Here is an 18,487-nt window from a genome sequence, read left to right on the forward strand (position 1 = left end):
GTTTGCGGAGGGCAAGATCGACGCCTTCCTCGGATTTCCCCCAGAACCTCAGCGTTTGCGCGCGCAAAACATTGGTCATGTCATCGTCAACAGTGCGCAGGATCGCCCATGGTCGCAGTATTATTGCTGCATGCTGGCGGGTAATCGCGAGTTCGTCCGAAAGAATCCCATTGCCACCAAACGTGTAGTTCGCGCCATGCTCCGGGCGACGGACTTGTGCGTAAGCGCGCCAGCCTTTGTCTCGCAGCGGATGGTAGATGGGGGCTTCACGCCGCGCCACGACTATGCGGTTCAGACTCTTGAGGATGTGCCGTACAACCGCTGGCGCGAATACGATCCTGAAGACACAATCCGTTTTTACGCGCTTCGCCTGCGAGAGGCGAGGATGCTCAAATCGAATCCTGCAAAGATTATCGCGGATGCAGCAGACTGGCGATTCCTCAACGAGGTTCGACGTGAACTTGGGAGCTGATTCGACGTCGTTTCTTGGTCAGCGCCCGCTCCCTGCAACGTCGCGAGAAAGTGAAAACGGCGCGGCGGTGAAGAACGGTCTTCCCGGCTTTGAGTTTCGACCGTCGTTGCGTACGAAATTGCTGATGGCCTTCTTCGTCATCGAGATGCTCTTGATCTCGGTTGGTGTAATCGGTCTTCTATCGCTACGCGAAGCGGACCAGCGGGCGAATCAGGTCGTTGGCCTGCAGCAGAAGATCGAGGCATATCGGCAGATGCAGCATAATACGCTTCGACAGCTTTATGGCGTATCCACCGCGCTCGCCTTTCCGAACGAAGCGACATTGGCCGTTGTGCTGCGGCAGATCAACCAGTTTGGTTACGACCTTGACCGCGTCTCGTTCGTCGCAAAGGACGAGGTGACGCTGCTCAACCAAGTGCGCGAAGAATATGCGCGTTTCATTGCCGTAGTTTCACACATCGTCGATCTCATCCGCGGCGGACGAGCAGCTGAGGCCAAACAGAGCGAACTCGCGGAACTCGGGCCTCTCGCGGACAAGCTCGAACGACTGACCAATCAATTGGTCAACCGGGCTGAAGCGGACATGGTGGCCGGCATAGATGCGAGCCGACGAACTTACACCAAATCCCAGATACTTGTCACTGCGGTCGCGCTCGCAAGCTTTGTGCTTACGCTGGTCCTGGGACATGCGATCTCCCGGTCTGTGATCGAACCGGTCCGCATCATTCACCACGGGCTGAATCGGATAGCGGCTGGTGATTTCGCCCAGCGTATAGAGGTCCCCAATCGTGACGAACTCGGGGAGCTTGCGGCGCATGTGAATTCGACCTGCGAAGAGTTGCAGCAGCTCTACCGACGTCTTGAGGAGGCCAGCCGTCACAAATCGCAATTCCTCGCCAACATGAGTCATGAATTGCGGACGCCATTGAACGCGGTGCTCGGCTTTTCGGAGCTCATGCTCGACGGCATATACGGCGATCCTCCGGAGAGAATGCGATCCGCCGTCGAACGCATCCAACGGAACGGCAGACATCTCCTCGGGCTCATCAACGACGTCCTCGACCTCTCCAAGATTGAAGCCGGACAGCTTCGACTTTCTCTGACCGACTACTCGGTCGAGGAATTGGTAGACGTTGTGCATACCTCCGTTGAGTCGCTCGCCGCGGACAAGAAACTGAGTTTAAGAATTGCTGTGCCGCCAGGCTTGCCGCCGGCGCGAGGAGATGAACGCAGGCTCGCTCAGGCCCTGTTCAATCTCGTGGGTAACGCGATCAAATTCACCGACGCCGGAGAGGTCCGGATAGAGGTAGAAGCGCGGGAGGATTCCTACGTATTTTCCGTTCAGGATACGGGACCGGGCATCGACGAAGTGGACCAGGCCAGAATTTTTCAGGAATTCCAGCAGGTAGATAACTCGATCACCAAGTCAAAGGGAGGCGCGGGATTGGGCCTCGCCATAGTCAAGCGCATCGTGGAGATGCATGGTGGACGGATCTGGATAGAATCCCGCCTCGGCCATGGCGCGAGATTCTCTTTTCTGGTGCCGGCCCGGCTCGAGCAGCAGGCGATGCAGACATGAGCAAGCGCGTACTGGTGGTCGAAGATCAGGAGGACAATCGTCAGATTTTGCGCGATCTGCTTGCAAGCGTCGGTTACGAAATGATCGAGGCGCACGACGGCGAAGAAGCGCTCGTGGCGGCGCGCACCCAAAGCCCGGACCTGATCCTGATGGATATTCAACTGCCTATTCTAGACGGATACGAGGCGACACGGCGGATAAAAGCGCAGTCAGATCTCCGCCATATTCCAATCATCGTCGTCACTTCCTACGCGCTTGGCGGCGACGAGGAAAAGGCGCGTACGGCCGGCTGCGATGCCTATGTCGCAAAGCCCTACAGCGCACGAAAGCTACTCGAGACGATCAACCGATACTTAACATGAGATTCTAGCGCGTACTGACGTGGAGCAGAGATGCATGTCCCACCCCGAATCTTGATCGTGGATGACAACGAAACGAATCGCTGCCTTCTTACCGCGCGCCTCGATGCCGAAGGCTATAAGACCATGGAGGCCGAAGATGGCGAGAAGACTCTCGCGATCGTGCGTGAAATCGCGCCGGACGTTGTCCTCCTCGACGTCATGATGCCGAAGATCGATGGCTTCGAGGTCTGCCGGCGGCTGAAGGCCGATACGACACTTGGATTTGTCCCAATCATCATGGTGACGGCGCGAACCGACTCGCAGGATGTCGTCGCAGGACTTAACGCAGGCGCCGACGAGTATCTGACCAAACCTGTCGACCATGCAGCGCTGGTTGCCCGCGTGCACTCCATGCTCCGCATCAAAGAACTGCACGATCGAGCGGAGGCCCAGGCCGCCGAGCTCGCATCGTGGAATAGAACGCTTGAGCAGCGTGTCGCCGAACAGGTAGCGCAAATCGAACGTGTTAGCCGTTTGAAGCGTTTTCTTTCCCCGCAGATCGCAGAACTCATCCTTTCTTCTTCGCCAAATGAATCCCTGGAGACACACCGCAGACAAGTGACGATAGTCTTCTGTGACTTGCGAGGATTTACCGCTTTCTCAGAAGTTGCTGAGCCCGAGGAGGTGATGGCCGTTATGAGAGAGTATCACACTGCCCTGGGCTCTGTAGTCCATGAATTTGAAGGCACGTTGGAGAGATTTATGGGGGATGGAATCATGGTCATCTTCGGAGATCCGATCCCTTGTCCCGATCCGTGCGTACGGGCTGTGCAAATGGCGGCCGCGATGCGGAGCCGTCTATCTGAATTGTCCAGCAAATGGCGGCGGGAAAGCCACGAGCTTGGTTTCGGGATTGGCATCGCACACGGATATGCGACGCTCGGCCCTATCGGTTTCGAGGGCCGCTGCGAGTACAGCGCGATTGGGACGGTGGTCAATCTCGCGGCCCGGCTGTGCGCGGAGGCGCGCGACGGCCAGATTTTGATCGATAGCAAGGTGCGCGCGGCGATCGACGACAGAGCCACGACACAGACGGTAGGCGAACTCATGCTCAAGGGCTTGCATCGTCCTATCACCGCCTACAACGTAGTTGAGACGATTTGAGTAACATTGTTAGAGCTGGAGGATCGTCATGAACTCTGATCAGGTTCGACAGGTAGTCGATGAGGCAAATCGCAGGTTTGGTGTAGCCGCCGCCAGCAAGGACTATGCCGGTATGGCTGCGTTCTATACCGAGGACGCCAAGGTTCTGCCGCCCGATGCGCCGATTGTTTCGGGGAGAAAGCCGATCGAGGAATTTTGGCGGACGGCGGCAGACGCGCTCGGTCTGATAGACGTCACTCTCAAGACGATCGACCTCGAGGTTGCCGGCGACACCGCTTACGAGATTGGCGAGGCCGACCTGAAGCTCAGCTCTGGACAGGCTAAGGTAAAGTACCTCGTTGTTTGGCTCCAAAGGGATGGCCGGTGGCACCTGCATCGCGACATCTGGAATAGCATGCCGACGAGCTAGAGGCGGACGGAGTATCGGCGCGATCCAATGCGTAACACGGCTTTCACGATAAGACTTGCTACGAGTTCGCTCGCGCGGCCCTGACTAGTCGATGAGATGAGATGTCGCCTAGTGGTCCTGAGCTGAACGCCACTGAAGCCATTGCCACGTCTGCTGTCTGAAGGAAGCCTGACGCCTCCCGACTGAGAAGCTGACCGCTGCTTTTGACCAGCTGCGACATCCGCGCGCATATTGCTGTGATGCACAGTACCGATGGGATTTGAAGCATATGTTAGACTGTCGCTCGGCCTTGAGGGCGACGCGATGCGACGGCGCGAGTTCATAACGCTTGCCGGCGGTACGATGGTGGCGTTGCCGCTCGCAGCGTTGGCCCAAAAAGCGGGACGGACCTATCGCCTGGGTTGCTTGTCTCCGCATCCTCGCGATATCCAATTTAACGTACGTCTACGGCGCGCTGGTTTCATTGACGGCCAAAACCTCAGGATTGATTACCGCGCCTTTGCATCTCAGATCGATCTGATTTCGCAACTTGCGGCGGAGCTGGTCATAGCCCAACCCGATGTCATCTATGCTGCTGGACCCGAGGCAGTTAACGCCGTACAGCGGGCAACCGAGAGCATTCCCATCGTTGGGATCACAGGCGGCATGGTCGGGGAGGGATTGGTAAAATCGTTCGCCCGGCCCGATGGCAATATCACGGGGATCAGCATTTTTGCCCCTGAGCTTGACGGCCTACGGCAGGACCTCCTGATCGAAGCCGTGCCCGGGATTCGCCGCATGGCGGCTCTCGCCGACGACCTTTGGTTTGAACGCGTGGTGAAGTGGTTGCGAGGCGAGGCAAAGGTTCGCGCCCTGCAAGAGGCGGCGCGCACACGCAACGTTGAGCTTTCAATCTATCGCGTAACGAGAGCTGAGGAGATTGCAGCGACTATCGATAAGGCACAGGCATCGGGGGCCACGGCGCTGAATGTTCTTAATTCCGGGATGCTCGACGGCAATGGTCCACTGATTATGGAACGAGTTGCAGCACTGCGCCTTCCAACCATGTATCAGTGGGGAGTGTGGGCCGAGCAAGGTGGCTTTATCGGCTACGGTCCATCCTCCGATCACTTGGCAGACTTACTGCCCGATTCGCGGCGAGTCTTTTGCGCGGCACGATGCCTGCCGATCTGCCGGTCGAACAGCCGACGAAATTCGAGCTGGTAATCAACCTCAAGACCGCTAAGGCGATGGGTGTGATGGTTCCGGAGGTTTTGTTGGTGCGCGCCGACAAGGTGATTGAGTAAAACGATGCTGTTTGCTGCATTGCATGAGTCTGCAAGTGGCCCCTCGCTTCTGTTGATGCGGTGTAGCCAAATGTCGGTTCATAGGGGCATACCGGAAGTTTGCAACCGAGCGTCAAACCGACGCGATTGACCGGCACCGGACTCTGGCCGCTATTCCGAAAGGTTGGCGGCCCGCGCGGCCCGAGAGCTTCATCATCCTTCCGGATACATAAAGCGCGGCAATGAAGCGTTTTCACGAGGCCGTGATGGCCGCGTAACAATACGTTCAGTCTTCCTGAAGATTCGGAAGGAGCCGACGAAGCGACGCGCCGGGCGATTGGCACGTTGTTTGCGTCTGATGCATTAGGGTGACCGTAATGGTCTCCCGCAAGCTGCGCATTCACAAGGATGGAGAGGCCATGAAACGATTTGGATCTACTAGGTGGATTGGCGGTTTGTTTGAGGGCCAGGGGGCGGTCTCGACCGAGAGTCGCGCTTTGCAAAACTATCCCTATAGCTTCCTCACTCATTACGGCGAGACCTGCCCCGAAGAATTGATTGGCGCGGCCCACGCTGCGTGCTTCACTACGTCGCTTGTCAGAATGCTCGGAATGGCGAACTTCGTCCCCGAGCATGTGGAGAGCAAATCAGACATCATCCTCGAGAAGGATGAGGCCGGCATTTCCATCACCTCAGTTCATCTCACCGTCAGGGCGAAGATACCGGGCATTGACCGCGACATGTTCCAGTCAATCGTTTCGAAGGCAAAGGCGTATTCCCCAGTCTCCAAGTTGATGAATGCCGAGATTGGTTTTACGGCCACTCTGGTCTCATGATGCAGCTGAGACACGGGTAAATAGGCGTGGTTACGTTGGACCAAGCCGGCCGTTATCAACACCTAGCCAATCGGGCGCGTAGCTGCTGGCTTCGAACTGATGTCTGAGGCTCACCCGCAATACGACTAAAGGGCGCTAGTAAGCTCAATCAGGCCGATGTCGGCTTGTGGCCCATCGCGTCAGTTGGCGCAGTGCCACGACATGTCCGAAGCCGGGGGGTAGACCGGAAGTCCCGAACTCAGGCGCAGACTGGCGCGATTGACCCGGAGCAGAAGTGTTCGGTCCAGTGTTCCACTGGGCGCCATGGGAACGATCAAAGGTTCGAGAGGTTGTGTCCGTGTGGCAGGTCCCACATGCCAGGAGGATGTTGTGCGTCAACTCCTTGGAATGATTGCCGCGATGATCTTGATGGCTTCCGGATCTGCGGCCCATGCCGGACAGACCGAGTATGACCCGGCCAAGGTTAGTGACAGCCTGAAGGCAGTTTTCCAATTCGGCTCGGTCTCGACCAAGAAGGCAATGAACGCCAACACGGTCACGCTGCTTACTGGCACGATCGGCGGCACCTATGTGCAGTTCGGTGCAGACCTCGCTTCCGTGCTCGACGACGACGGTAAGCTGCGCGTCCTGCCGATCACCGGTCGAGGCTCGGTGCAGAGCATCGCCGACATCCTCTTTCTTAAAGGCGTCGATCTCGGAATCGTGCGGGCCGACACGCTCGACTATCTCGAGAAGAAGGGCATCGCCAACAACATCAAGAAGCAGTTTACCTATGTGACTAAGCTCTACAATGAGGAGATGCAGGTCATCGCACCGAAGGCAGTCAAGACTCTAAGCGATCTCGAAGGTAAGACGGTGAGCGTCGACCTGCCCAATGGCGGCACGTTTGTGACTGCACTGACAATTTTCGAGCGGCTCGGGATCAAAGCGAACTTCGTCTATATCGAGCAGCGGATCGCAATGGAAAAGTTGAAGAAGGGCGAGCTCGACGCCGTCATCGTGGTGGGCGGCAAGCCATACGTGTCTGTCACTGCCTTCAAGAATGACGGCTCCTTTCATCTTGCTGCGGTCGACTATTCGAAACCCCTGCAGAGCGATTATCTGCCGGCGACGTTGACCTCGAAAGACTATCCGAACCTGATTCCCGAGGGAGAAACGGTGGAAACGATCGCGGTGCCGGCGGTGCTCGCAGCATACAATTGGGCCCCCAACACTGAACGCCGTCGCAAGCTCGCCTTGTTCGTTGACGCCTTCTTCTCGAAATTCGCCGATTTGCAGAACCCGCCCTTTCATCCCAAGTGGAAGGAGGTCTCCCTGACGGCACCACTCGCGGGCTGGAATCGCCTGCCGCTCGCGCAGCAATGGCTCGACCAACACGGCGTCGAACCGGTAAAGCGACAACACTTTGAGGCATTCCTGCAAGAGAACCCGGCCGTCGCCAATATTCAGTCGGAGGCCGATAAGGAAGCACTATTCCGGCAATTTAAGACCTGGGGACAGGGGAGAAATGCGCAGGCACGGATGGACTCCCAAGTGGACTCCAAGAAGGTTCGAGAGCGGGACCACACCTTCCACTCGGCACTGCAAGCTGCACCTCCACGCCACCCGCCCCGCCGATCGCACCCAAGACGAGCACTCGGTAGCTTGACGGGGCAAGGCTCGGTGAGCGAATGCAGCTATCCGGATTTCTGCAATCGCACGAGCGAGGAAGCCTGGCGGAACCCATTCCTCGGCGCCACTCCGCCCGACGGCGCCAAACAAGGACTCTCAACTTCCGATGATCCGTTTCGGGGCTTCGCTCCGACACAGCCTGTTCTCAGATAACGGAAGCCCTTCGACCACGCGCTGATGTTCGTCAGCGGGCGCCGTATTGCGCGCCTCCTTCAAGACATGCCGCACCGCGAGCGAGGCCGCCCAACTGAGCTTGATCGAACTGTCGGTAACTCTTGATTACAGGCTTGCCACGTGGTCGACAAGAAACCCGCGTCAAACCCAGGAGCGTCGTGACGTTGCCGGAGGTCCGCTGCTAGCCCTAAGTGGACATGCCTTTGTCCGCGCCTGGTGTCCGATTTCGGGGCCTAACCCGGCATCACATGTGAGTACACGGACTAGATTGCGAACGTCGTACCAAGATTAAGGACCATCTTTACCATCCACTGGCCCCTGATCGTAAAGGTCATCGGGTTCGTGTTGGGTAAATCGAAATTAAAAAAGACGCTTCCACTCTTATTGAATGCCACGCCGGACAAGTCATCTGGTGAAAAGGACACGTTTTGCGTGACGTCACCGCGATGCCCCTTAATGTCCTTCAACGAAAATGGGCCGCTGAAGGTGCGCATAAGTTGCGTGTCTAATTGGAAGTCCGTGTCCGCAACACCACTTCCCGAGATTGGTCCGGAGCAACCCAACAGTGCTGCGATGTTAGCTACCCTGCTGCCAATCTTAAACGATATCGATGCGGTGCCCGACGACGTGCGTACCCTCAGCACGTGCGCAGCAATAAACCAGTCGTCCGCCTTTGTGTCTGCTGCCACGGCCGCCTCCCGCTGTAACTGAAACCTCTCGCCAGCGACTGGAGATTAACCGTCCTGATGTCATACCCATGTGAAGAGGTTCACACGACGCAAAACGACATCGGGTGACGCGCCCATTGTGTTGTTCAACAGAAAGGCCGCAGCGGCGAACCACTGCGGCCTGCTGCCGGGTTAAAATTTATAAGTGAAATATGGGTCCAGCCCCGGCGAGATGAAGCCTACAGCGCGGGGCGGGGCGCAATGTCGTCGATGTTACACTGTGGGACAATTAAATGCGTCAGCTTCGCTGACTGAGGTGGGACTCGCCGGGGCTGGCGAAGGCGAGCCCTCAACCCAAAGGCCGCAAAGCTCTCCGGCAGCCCTGACGGACGCAGTAGTCTGCACCTGATCGGCGCAGATGCGAGCGTTAAAACAATATCGAAATTTGGCGGCTCCCTCAACGAAGCCAGCGTCAATTTACCGCTGATGCCCCAGGCCGATACCCAACACGATCGCCTTCTGACGTAGCGCGCCCTCGGTTCGCTTGGTCATCTTGGCGATTTTGACGACCGGCGTGCGAGCCTTGGAGTGCGCCTTCAATTCTTTGATATTTTCCTTCGTCCACTCGCGGCGAACCAGCTTTTTCTTCTTGGCCAAAACGGCGCTCCTTCCATGTTGAAGGCGCGGTCTAACAACATGGCGCAATATACGCAACAAACGCTCTGCGCACTTACGGAGATTTAATGGCCGACAACGAACAGCTAGTTCTATCTATTTCGGCTGACACGCGGGAAAATGCAGAACCAGCAAGACAATCGAAACGGCGACTGAGGCGGTAGACGCCAAGACCACGACATCGAAGACCTTGCCGCTCGTTCTGCTCGGCACTTTGCGCCAGTGCATGGCAGTCTTCTCGCTCAGATTTTCGGCGCAGCACCAGCCCGGTCAAAGACCGGCACTTTTTCTTCGTCGTCAGGTGCTGCAGCAGATGGCGTATCTTCTGCCGCGTGCCGCAACGCTTCGGTTTGAGCGTCCAGGCCATCGACAGTTTCATTCGCCTGACTGCCGGAGTCGTGCGGTTTCGTCGGAACTTGGCTGGCGCCGGAACCAGTAACGGATCCATTGTGCTCGACCCACGTGGCGTCCGATTTTTCTGTGTCATCGGAACCTCCCTGACGAGTCAATTTTTTCGCTCGCTGCAGGTTCCAGCCAGCAGAGTCCGCTAGCAATCGCGGCTATGCCGACGCCGCCGGTTGAAGATCTACTGGCCGCGGGATGGCAAATTGGCGCGGATCGCGATGCGCGCAACGCGGAGGTGGATCTACTGCACATGATGGAAGTCCAGCGGCGCCGCCCAGCCAGCGATGGCCGGCATTACATAGGCGGCCATCGGTGCTGACGACGGTGACCGCGGATGGCGTGACGCGGCGCGCGGTGCATCGTTGGCGGGAGGATCGGGCGGGGAAGCCGGTGAGGCCGCAAGGAGAGGCGCGGAGGAGGGCGGCGTGAGGTGCATGACGCGAGCCCGTTTGCTAGCGCCGCGGCCGCACGGACCCTGTCGTTTTGGACAGGTGCGGCCCGTCCCGATGTGGGCGCATGATCGCGGCTAAAGGACGGAGGACCGCGGCTATGCGATGTTACTACTTCCTAATCTTCCACAACGGCGAGGCGCAGACGGACCAGGTTGGCGAGCTATTTGGCTCTGCTGAGCTAGCGGTCCAACACGGCGCCCGTGTCGCTCGGGATATCGCCAGCGATCCCGAATATGACCGTGGTTCGGGTACGGTCGTGATCGTGGTTGACGACTCCGGTGCAGAGATCGAGCGGCGGGAGCTGAGGGGCGGGCGGAAGCCGTGGAGGTGAGGGGGCGGGCAGGCTGGTCCGACCTCTTCGGCGGGGGATCCATCGGCGCCGGCAACAAGCTTCCGTATAGCTACCTCTGCGATGTTGGCAAACGAGGCGGGGACCAATGGACACAATCCGCTCTCGGAGCCATCGCGCGCGTCGCATGCTCGGTAGGTGTGCTTAACGACGTCAATGGCTTCGCAGGCATGATCCAACTGGACGACCACCTGTGGACGCGAGATCGGGGTTGCTACGGTGGTGGTAGTCCGCTGCCCTTGGCGAGGTCGCGGACAGGTTTAAACGGTTTGGTAAGAATGGAGTCTTGATACTGGGACGGGCTTGGGGACTCACGGGGTCCCTTAGATGGAGCGTTCAGCGCGATCCAAACGAAAAGTAAGTCGAAAGCGCTGGGTTGTTTGTTACGGTAATTTTTCTATTGAATGTCGAGACGAAGATGGCGCGAAGAATTTGGCAGCCAAGCTCCGTAAGCGCCGATACCGTGTCACAGCCCGGACAGCCGATGGCGTCTCACCTTCGTGGCGAGTAGAGCCAGACGAAATCGACGAGTGGATATCTTCACCCACGCGCCCTAGTCGCTCGCCGCGGGTTCGGCCTACGAAGAATCGATGATTTGCGAAACACTCGAGTTGGATCGCGGCTTCAGCACGTTGGTTTCGCCCGCGTCTAGTTCAACTTCGGACACACTCTAGCCCCGATTTGGCTGCTGGAATGCTGGCTCTCGCGACTCATCTGGAGTTGCAGCCAACTTGGGTCGAGATTGGTTCCGCAGGAGAAACGAGCGCTCCTGCAGCTATCCAGCGATCGGTCTTGCGTGTGATCCATCGCAAGGCCTGTGAAGGCCCCGGTCTTCCCCATTGGCTGGGGCCTTCCTTTTGCGCCAGATCACAAAAATATTGGCATCGCGGCGTCTGAGGAACGACTCTCCAAGGGAGAGATTGAAAAATCGGTCTGTGGCGAATCTGGACCTCCTCAAGGTCTCGCCATCCACCCGGAACGGCCCCACCGTCCGACGCGCGTTTGGCGATGGGCCGGTTTTCGTAGGTATTCACTCAACTCCCGCCGGCTCACAAAGTCGGCGGGGTTTTTGAGCTAGCCGTCTTGGCATCGGACTCCGAAGTTGTCGCAGGTGCGAGCGAAGGCATCTGCAGCATTTGCGTCTTCAAAGCAAAAAAGTGTGCCGACGTCGGCACGATCGATCCACCAGTCGACCTTGTTCGCCCTCGCAATGCGGGAAGCCTCTCCGCGCAGTAGGTCGAGCTGTCTTCCGGCGGCATGGACTATCAGGCAATTTTTCTTGGGCATATGTTTTGTCCTCAATAGGAAAGCTGAATTGATCGCCATCAAAAATGGAAAACTCATGGCCATGGGCTCGGCTCAATGCCGCCCGCAGATAAATCAACTGCTTAGCGGGATGCCCGCTCTCCCGCGTAGAGCGTGCATGAGGCGACGTTTTCGCAAACTACCTCAAATACCCCACCACCATCCGTGTCGTCTCATCCACCAGCGTCCTCACCATCTTCTCCGAGAGCATCTCGGCCTGGTTCAGCACCGTGTTGTGCGCGACCGCCTCGATCGCACTGACGCAGATGAAGGTCGCCAGTCCCGGGTCGATCTTGCGCATCTCGTTGCGACGGCTTTCGAGATAGGCGCGCACGAGGGTGTGGACCTCGCGGTTGAAGGCTTCGACGTCCTTGAGCTGGCCGGTGCGCGGGATCTGCTCGGCAAGCACCCGATGTAGTTTGGGATCGATGCGGTGGGCTTCGATCGCGACGGTGACGAGGCGGCGCACGGCTTTGTCGATCGGCAGGTCGGCGACCTCGGTGAGGGCGGCACGGACGATGCCCATAATCTCCTCGTTGTGGCGGTCGATGACGGCGGCGACGAGTGCCTCCTTGCTGGGAAAATACTGGTAGAGCGAGCCGACGCTGACGCCGGCGATTTCGGCGATCCGGTTGGTGCTGGCTTTCTCAAAGCCCTCGCGGACCAGAATGCGAGCGGTTGCCTCGACCAGCGCGTCGACGGTGGCGCGCGATCGCGCCTGCAAGGCATTTTTCCGGGGTTTTGTCGGCGGTTTGCGCGCCATGGGCCTGCGATCCGAATGCGAGTAGGAAAAGCGAGCGAATGCTCGCATTATATCCGCATGTGGCGGCGGTCGACACAAGCCTTTTCGTCGCCCATACAGAGAGCCCGGTCTGGAGGAGACCTGACATGAGCGTTGCAAAGATCGCATCGGCCTTCCAGTTCTGTCCGGGCGGCCGGCTGTTGGGGATGCGGCCATCCGGCGATCCCGCGCCGAGCCTGCAGAGTCGTTGCTTCAACGCGCTGTTGCGGCAGCTTCCGTTCAAGAAGCACCTTGCCTCGGCCGAGGCCGTGCAGGCGCATGTGCAGAAACTCGCATTGCAGCCGGCCTCCTACGAGCCGACGGGTTTGGGGCGCGGCGTCGAGGTGACGTTGACCAAGATGGGCGGATGGCCGGTCTATTACACGGCGCCATCTTCGGGCCATGAGGGCTGCAACCACGTCATGTTCCTGCACGGCGGTGGCTTCATCAACGAGATCGTGCCGGCGCATTGGCGCTTCGTCGGCCAGATGACGCGCAAGGCGCGCGTCGTCTGCGTGGTGCCGATCTATCCGCTTGCGCCGCGTGCCACCGCCAAGGATCTCGTACCGACGACGGCCGAGCTGTTGCGGATGCTGCTGGAGGATGTCGGGCCCGCAAAGGTCACGGTGGTCGGCAATTCCGCCGGCGCGGGCCTGGCGCTCGCCGCATGCCAGTGGCTGCGCGATCGCGGGCATCGGCAGCCGGGCCGGCTGATGCTGATCTCGCCCGCGGCCGATGCCTCGGTCAGCCGCCCGGAGCAGGTCGAGATCGCAGGCCGCGATCCGATCCAGGACATTCCGGGGATACTTGAGGCAGGGCGGCTCTATGCCGGCGAGCTCGATGTCGGCCATCCCTTCGTCAGTCCGCTCAACGGTGCCTTCCGTTCGCTCGCGCCGATGACGATCTTCTCGGGTACGCGCGATCTGCTCTATCCCGACAGCGTCGATCTCGCGGAGCGCGCGAGGGCGGCGGGCGTGCCGGTCGAGCTGCATCTGCTCCGTGACCAGCCGCACAATTTCGCGCTGATGCCGACGCCGGAAGGGCGACAGGCGCGTGCGATCATTCTGCGTGCAGTGGCTTAAAGGGAAGGCGTGATCGTCGTCACAGGGGCGCGCCGCCGCAATGGGGTCTGGCGCTAGCGGTGCCCGCGCGGAGAGACCAGGCTACCTCCGGGGCGTTTCCTCATCCGTACTCTTGCGGGGCCTTAGGCGTGGCCCTTGATCTCGTAGTGACCCGGCACGCATTTGTAGCGCTCGAGGCGCCAATTGGCGTGATAGATCGGATGCTCGCCCATCCATTTGGCAAGCGGGGCCTGTGCGCCGATCGCGCACTGCATCATCGACATCTCGGGCGTCATGTTGCTGTCGGTCACGATTTCCTCGATGCAACTGCCTGAGCTGGCTGCGCTCAGCCGGCAGAGCACGGCAACCACGGTCACGAACATTCCTGTCACCTCATCGGTAGTTTCAGACCACGAAGAGGATGCAAGCGGAGTGCCAGAGCCTGTGACACAAACAACACGCTGACCTGGCCGACTCGACCCAGCGTCCAACCTCATTTGATGATTCGGATTGTAAAAAAATTGCCCCTAAACCGAAGCCGGGCAAATACGGGGAATCCCCAAGGAAAAGGGCGAGGAAGGATCGCAGGAATGAGCGATTGTGGGGGCAGCGCCGCGCGAAGCGCCCCTTCACAAGGCCTGCGCAGCCGATAGGCTCGAAAGCGGACGGATACTCGTCAGGAGAGCGGGACCGCCACAGGACCAAAGGAAACGCGAGGGCAGACCATGAAGGCACGACCGACCGGCGTGATCCCGCCGATGACGACGCCGTTCCGGAAGGACGGCGAGATCGACCTTGGGCTCGTGGCGCCCCAGGTCGACTGGATGATCGGCGCCGGCGCGCATGGCGTCGCGGCCGGCGGCTCGACCGGCGAGGGCCACACGCTCGATCACGAGGAATATCGCGACCTGATGGCCGCGACGGTCGAGGCGGTGAAGGGACGCATTCCCGTGATCGCCGGGATCATCGTGGACTCCACGCGCGATGCGATCCGTCGCGGCAAGCTCGTGCGCGACATGAATGTCGCAGCGCTCCAGGTCACGCCGGTGCATTATCTGTTCAAGCCCGATGACGAGGCGATGGTCGCGCACTTCCGCGCCATGGCGGACGAGACCGGCATGCCCATCATCATCTACAACGTGGTGCCGTGGTCCTATCTGTCACCGGCGCTGCTGGTGCGGATCATGACCGAGGTGCCGCTGGTGGTCGGCGTCAAGCAGAGCGCGGGCGATCTCAAGCTGTTCGCGGATCTCATGATGATGGCGCCGGACAAGCTGATCTACAGCGCGGTCGATGCCCTCATGTATCCGTCCTACACGCTCGGCGCCCATGGCTCGATCGCCGCGATCCTGACCGCGGCGCCGCATGCCTCCGTCGCGCTGTGGGATGCGGTGAAGGCGGGCGACCATCCGCGCGCGCTCGACCTACACAAGAAGCTGTTGACGCTGTGGAACGCCGTGATTGCCGACAATCTGCCGGCCTGCACGCGTTACGCCCAGACGCTCCAGGGCTTGCCCAGGACCTATCCGCGCGCACCGATGCCGGAGGCCTCGCCGGCGCAGCAGGCCGCCACCCGCAAGGCGCTGGAGGCACTCGGCGCGTTGAACGGGGTGCGCGTCGAAGCGGCCGAATAGTCCGCGGGCCGAAATAACTGATGTGAAGATGGCAGCGCCGATCCGCTTTTACCTGCGGATGCGGCGCTGCTACATTTTGCGCGCGCCGCGATGCGCGGCGCCAGCTGTGAAGAAACATACCGACAAGGGGAGGGACCGAAGTCCGATGAAGGATTTTGCAGGAAAGATCGCCGTCATCACCGGCGGCGGCACGGGGATGGGACGCGAGCTCGCACGGCAGCTCGTCGCCGAGGGCTGCAATGTCGCGATGTGCGACGTCTCGGAGGCCGCGATGGCCGAGACCAAGCGGCTCTGCGAGGTCGAGAAGCTGCCGCAGGGCCTGCGGGTCACGACCCATGTCGCCGACGTCTCGATCGAGGATCATCTCAAGCGGTTTCGCGATGAGCTCGCCGAGCTGCAGAAGACCGATCGGATCCATCTCCTGTTCAACAATGCCGGCATCGGTGGCGGCGGCAGCCTGTTCACCAACACGCGCGAGCAGTGGGAGCGTACGTTCAACATCTGCTGGGGCGGCGTCTATCTCGGCGTGCGCACCTTCCTGCCGATGCTGGTGGCGGCGGACGAGGCCCACATCGTCAACACCGCGAGCGTCAACGGCTTCTGGGCCTCGATCGGCATGGGGCAGGCGCACACCGCCTACAGTTCGGCCAAGTTCGCGGTGAAAGGATTTACCGAAGCGCTGATCAACGACCTTCGCCTGCACGCGCCGCATGTCAAATGCTCGGTGGTGATGCCCGGCCATATCGGCACCTCGATCGTCTCCAATTCGCGCAAGGTGCAGAGCGCCGACGGGTCGGAGCGGCTCAATGCCGACGAGGTCGCGCTGACCCGCAAGCGCATGGTCGCGGCTGGCGTGCCGGATGCTGACAAGATGTCGGACGAGGACATCCAGGCTGCGTTCGCCGAACGCGCCCGCAGCTTCCTCGAGGACGCGCCGACGACTGCTGCGCAGGCCGCGAAGATCATCCTCAACGGGGTCAAGGCGGACCGGTGGCGCATTCTTGTGGGCGAAGACGCAAAGCGCCTTGACGAACGCGTGCGCGCAACGCCGGAGCAGGCCTACGACCGCGCCTTCTATGAAAGCTTTACGCAGGAAGTTGGCTGGCGGCTCGGTTGATTCGGTTTGGCTGAGACTGTCAACGAACGTCCGCGTATGTAGGTATGACGACCATCATGGCAAGAGGTGCGGACGTATTATTACACAGGTAATTTACATGTTACGCAGGTAACTTTACGTGCCACCTCTTGCCACTTTCCGACGCCTTATGACGATTTGGAATGTCACGCATGCGACATGCTCCGTCGTTCAAGCAATGTTCAAGCGATGGTGATGTGAAACGGGTCTCATTCGGCGCACGGCAGCTTGGTTGGTGAACCAAAATAGTTTAGTCGATCAGGGGTAACGCCATCATAAAGCGTAGCTCCGATGATACCCGCATGCCTCTCCGACGACTGGATCCTCTGCCCGGAGAGAGAGGATATTTCCGCTGAATTCACGCGGCTCCTCACCGCGGCGCAGGAGGGTGGCGCCACCATCGCAGAATGCCTGATGATCGCGCGGCAGCTCAAGCAGGGCGGTGAGCAGTCCTGGCACCGCGAATGGAAGCGGCTGGCGCAAGCCAACCGGCAGCGTGCCGAGGCGGCGTTCGCGGAAGGCCACATGGCGACCGCGCAGCGCAACTGGCTGCGGGCGATGAACTACTACGGCGCGGCCGCGATGCCGCTGGACCAGGCCGACGAGCGCCGCTGGGTCGCGGTGCTCGCCATGCAGGAATGCGCGCGCCGCTTCCTCACCGCGCGCGGTCCGGCTGGCGAGGTCGTCACGATTCCCTGGGCCGATGACGGACACGTTTTGCAAGGCTATTTCCTGCCTGCGTCCCCGGCCGGCAAGCGGGCTCCGACCGTGATCTGCATCGGCGAGCCCGGACACCGCAAGGAAGAATTCCTGTTCAAGCTCGCGCCGCATGCGCGCGAACGCGGACTGTCGATGCTCGCGCTGGACCTGCTCGGCGACCAGCGTGACGACTATACCGACACGCTCCTGCAGCGCCGCGACCTCGAGAGCTCGATTGCCAGCGTCATGGATTATCTGGAGACACGCGGCGACGTCGATTTCGATCGCGTCGCCATCGTGGCCGACGGGTGGGGCTCTTCCTTCGTCGCGCGCGCGGTGTTGCAGGAGCCAAGGCTCGCCGCGGCCGTCTGCGACGGCGGTCTGTGGGACCTGCACGAACGATCCTTCTTCGCCAGCCGCTTTGCGATGAGCGACCTCAGCATCGTCCCGGTGCCGTCGGCGCCGTTGATGGCCTCGAGCGTCGACTGTCCGGTGCTGATCACGCTCGGCGAGGACGGCTGGCTCAAGGCCGACCGGGCGCGCCAGATCGTGCAGAAGTCGCGACTCGGCAGCTCCGACATCGTGCTGAAGGTGTTCACCGCGCAGGAGACCGGCGCGGCGCAGGCCCATGCGGACAATCCCAGCCTTGCCAACGAATACATCTTCGACTGGCTGGAATCGCAACTGGGCGCCACGGGGCGGCGGATCTGAACGCCGCCTGCTGTCTTAAAGCGCGATGAGATTGGGATGAATCGTCATCGCGATTTAGGTTGTTGCTTGGGCATGATCTTTTCGGAAAACCGCTTCGCACTTTTCCGGATCATGTTTTAGTAGTCGAGGGATATCCTGACGCAGGCCTTTTCGAGCCGGGTCTTCAGCGTCGCCAGCTTGCCGGTGAATTCGGTCAGTTCGTTCTCGTCGAATTCCTGGAAGACGAATTCGCGGATCGTTTTGTACTGCTCGTTGAGGCTTGCGATGTGCTTCTGCGTCTTCTCGACCAGCGACAGCCGCACCACGCGGGCGTCGGTCGGCGAGGGCCGCCGCCGCAGCAGGCCCTTCTTCTCCAGCAGCTTGGACTGGGTGGTGACGAAGGACGGATCGACGTGGAGCAGCTTGGAGACCACGTTGACGGGCACGCCGTCGTCCTTGTCGAGGTCGGAGATCGCCATCAGGATCAGCCATTGCGGACCGCTGATGCCCAGCGTTCTCGCCCAGAACTGACGCAACTCCTCCAGATACATGTTGATCGACGAAATTTCCCAGGTGAAACGCCTGATGATATCGAGATTGCCGATGGAGCGGAGGCGCGCCCCTTCCTTCCTGGTCGCTGACACAGCGTCACTCCCGTGATCTGATTCTTTTCCGGCCGGTGTCTTGCACGGCCATAGTCCACGCAAGTCTGCCCTGACGCA

20 protein-coding genes and 1 pseudogene are annotated in these 18,487 nt (G+C 60.0%); 14 read left to right on the top strand and 7 right to left on the bottom strand.

All coding sequences use genetic code 11. The annotated features are described in order from the left end of the window. From AB4Z51_RS20970 to AB4Z51_RS21010, 9 genes and pseudogenes are all read left to right on the top strand, one after another. Positions 1 to 472 (top strand): ABC transporter substrate-binding protein (locus AB4Z51_RS20970; RefSeq protein ID WP_441497900.1); only part of this gene is annotated, 472 nt, incomplete at its 5' end. Beyond that, positions 420 to 2,051 (top strand): sensor histidine kinase, encoded by a 1,632-nt coding sequence (locus tag AB4Z51_RS20975; protein ID WP_085401433.1) that lies wholly within the window; start codon positions 420 to 422, stop codon positions 2,049 to 2,051. The genes AB4Z51_RS20970 and AB4Z51_RS20975, both read left to right, overlap by 53 nt. Continuing rightward, positions 2,048 to 2,413 (top strand): response regulator, encoded by a 366-nt coding sequence (locus AB4Z51_RS20980; RefSeq protein WP_028154221.1) that lies wholly within the window; start codon positions 2,048 to 2,050, stop codon positions 2,411 to 2,413. The genes AB4Z51_RS20975 and AB4Z51_RS20980 overlap by 4 nt, the downstream gene beginning before the upstream one ends. Positions 2,414 to 2,470: 57 nt before the next feature. Then, positions 2,471 to 3,556, top strand: coding sequence for a response regulator (locus AB4Z51_RS20985; RefSeq protein WP_244623515.1), 1,086 nt, complete (start codon positions 2,471 to 2,473; stop codon positions 3,554 to 3,556). Between the two features lie 28 nt (positions 3,557 to 3,584). Then, positions 3,585 to 3,965, top strand: coding sequence for a YybH family protein (locus AB4Z51_RS20990; protein ID WP_049808026.1), 381 nt, complete (start codon positions 3,585 to 3,587; stop codon positions 3,963 to 3,965). A 252-nt stretch (positions 3,966 to 4,217) separates the two neighbouring features. Continuing rightward, positions 4,218 to 5,171, top strand: coding sequence for an ABC transporter substrate-binding protein (locus AB4Z51_RS20995; protein WP_441497901.1), 954 nt, complete (start codon positions 4,218 to 4,220; stop codon positions 5,169 to 5,171). Next, positions 5,123 to 5,251 carry an ABC transporter substrate binding protein gene (locus tag AB4Z51_RS21000; RefSeq protein ID WP_434057395.1) on the top strand — a complete coding sequence of 43 codons (129 nt, stop codon included), beginning with the start codon at positions 5,123 to 5,125 and terminating at the stop codon, positions 5,249 to 5,251. The genes AB4Z51_RS20995 and AB4Z51_RS21000 overlap by 49 nt, the downstream gene beginning before the upstream one ends. Before the next feature lie 356 nt (positions 5,252 to 5,607). Further along, the gene (locus AB4Z51_RS21005) at positions 5,608 to 6,066 is read left to right on the top strand and encodes an OsmC family peroxiredoxin (protein ID WP_275552156.1); all 459 of its coding nucleotides are present in this window, start codon (positions 5,608 to 5,610) and stop codon (positions 6,064 to 6,066) included. 387 nt (positions 6,067 to 6,453) lie between these two features. Next, positions 6,454 to 7,560 (top strand): annotated as a pseudogene (locus AB4Z51_RS21010) (TAXI family TRAP transporter solute-binding subunit); the annotation flags it as partial. A gap of 614 nt (positions 7,561 to 8,174) precedes the next feature. Here the strand turns inward: AB4Z51_RS21010 and AB4Z51_RS21015 are convergent. From AB4Z51_RS21015 to AB4Z51_RS21025, 3 genes are all read right to left on the bottom strand, one after another. Next, positions 8,175 to 8,600, bottom strand: coding sequence for a hypothetical protein (locus tag AB4Z51_RS21015; RefSeq protein WP_063982908.1), 426 nt, complete (start codon positions 8,598 to 8,600; stop codon positions 8,175 to 8,177). Between the two features lie 456 nt (positions 8,601 to 9,056). Beyond that, entirely contained in the window at positions 9,057 to 9,236 is a 180-nt protein-coding gene (locus AB4Z51_RS21020) for a hypothetical protein (protein ID WP_038960078.1), read from the bottom strand. Between the two features lie 73 nt (positions 9,237 to 9,309). Further along, positions 9,310 to 9,633 (bottom strand): hypothetical protein, encoded by a 324-nt coding sequence (locus AB4Z51_RS21025; RefSeq protein WP_157789279.1) that lies wholly within the window; start codon positions 9,631 to 9,633, stop codon positions 9,310 to 9,312. 575 nt (positions 9,634 to 10,208) lie between these two features. Here AB4Z51_RS21025 and AB4Z51_RS21030 point away from each other — a divergent pair. Beyond that, positions 10,209 to 10,442 carry a DUF6894 family protein gene (locus AB4Z51_RS21030; RefSeq protein WP_135217289.1) on the top strand — a complete coding sequence of 78 codons (234 nt, stop codon included), beginning with the start codon at positions 10,209 to 10,211 and terminating at the stop codon, positions 10,440 to 10,442. Positions 10,443 to 11,534: 1,092 nt separating this feature from the next. On the opposite strand, the gene AB4Z51_RS21035 is transcribed toward AB4Z51_RS21030, so the two are convergent. Together AB4Z51_RS21035 and AB4Z51_RS21040 are read right to left on the bottom strand one after the other, a co-directional pair. Next, on the bottom strand, positions 11,535 to 11,810 hold the full coding sequence (locus tag AB4Z51_RS21035; protein ID WP_244623311.1) for a hypothetical protein: 276 nt from the start codon (positions 11,808 to 11,810) through the stop codon (positions 11,535 to 11,537). A 94-nt stretch (positions 11,811 to 11,904) separates the two neighbouring features. After that, on the bottom strand, positions 11,905 to 12,489 hold the full coding sequence (locus tag AB4Z51_RS21040; protein ID WP_231142100.1) for a TetR/AcrR family transcriptional regulator: 585 nt from the start codon (positions 12,487 to 12,489) through the stop codon (positions 11,905 to 11,907). A gap of 164 nt (positions 12,490 to 12,653) precedes the next feature. On the opposite strand from AB4Z51_RS21040, the gene AB4Z51_RS21045 reads away from it, so the two are divergent. After that, positions 12,654 to 13,628, top strand: coding sequence for an alpha/beta fold hydrolase (locus tag AB4Z51_RS21045; RefSeq protein WP_167768207.1), 975 nt, complete (start codon positions 12,654 to 12,656; stop codon positions 13,626 to 13,628). A gap of 122 nt (positions 13,629 to 13,750) precedes the next feature. On the opposite strand, the gene AB4Z51_RS21050 is transcribed toward AB4Z51_RS21045, so the two are convergent. Beyond that, positions 13,751 to 13,990, bottom strand: coding sequence for a hypothetical protein (locus tag AB4Z51_RS21050; RefSeq protein WP_028152628.1), 240 nt, complete (start codon positions 13,988 to 13,990; stop codon positions 13,751 to 13,753). Between the two features lie 342 nt (positions 13,991 to 14,332). Between AB4Z51_RS21050 and AB4Z51_RS21055 the strand changes: the two genes are divergently transcribed. From AB4Z51_RS21055 to AB4Z51_RS21065, 3 genes are all read left to right on the top strand, one after another. Further along, complete coding sequence (locus AB4Z51_RS21055) at positions 14,333 to 15,241, top strand: dihydrodipicolinate synthase family protein (RefSeq protein ID WP_028152627.1); 909 nt, start codon at positions 14,333 to 14,335, stop codon at positions 15,239 to 15,241. Positions 15,242 to 15,386: 145 nt separating this feature from the next. After that, a complete protein-coding gene (locus AB4Z51_RS21060; protein ID WP_135215968.1) occupies positions 15,387 to 16,358 on the top strand; it encodes an SDR family NAD(P)-dependent oxidoreductase in 972 nt (323 codons plus the stop codon). A 309-nt stretch (positions 16,359 to 16,667) separates the two neighbouring features. Continuing rightward, complete coding sequence (locus AB4Z51_RS21065) at positions 16,668 to 17,786, top strand: alpha/beta hydrolase family protein (RefSeq protein ID WP_028152625.1); 1,119 nt, start codon at positions 16,668 to 16,670, stop codon at positions 17,784 to 17,786. A 116-nt stretch (positions 17,787 to 17,902) separates the two neighbouring features. Here AB4Z51_RS21065 and AB4Z51_RS21070 read toward each other — a convergent pair whose 3' ends face one another. Continuing rightward, positions 17,903 to 18,409, bottom strand: a complete 507-nt coding sequence (locus AB4Z51_RS21070) for a MarR family winged helix-turn-helix transcriptional regulator (protein WP_028152624.1) — start codon at positions 18,407 to 18,409, stop codon at positions 17,903 to 17,905. Positions 18,410 to 18,487 lie beyond the last annotated feature (78 nt).

This window comes from Bradyrhizobium sp. 2TAF36, from assembly GCF_052114925.1.
GTDB classification, from domain to species: domain Bacteria; phylum Pseudomonadota; class Alphaproteobacteria; order Rhizobiales; family Xanthobacteraceae; genus Bradyrhizobium; species Bradyrhizobium barranii.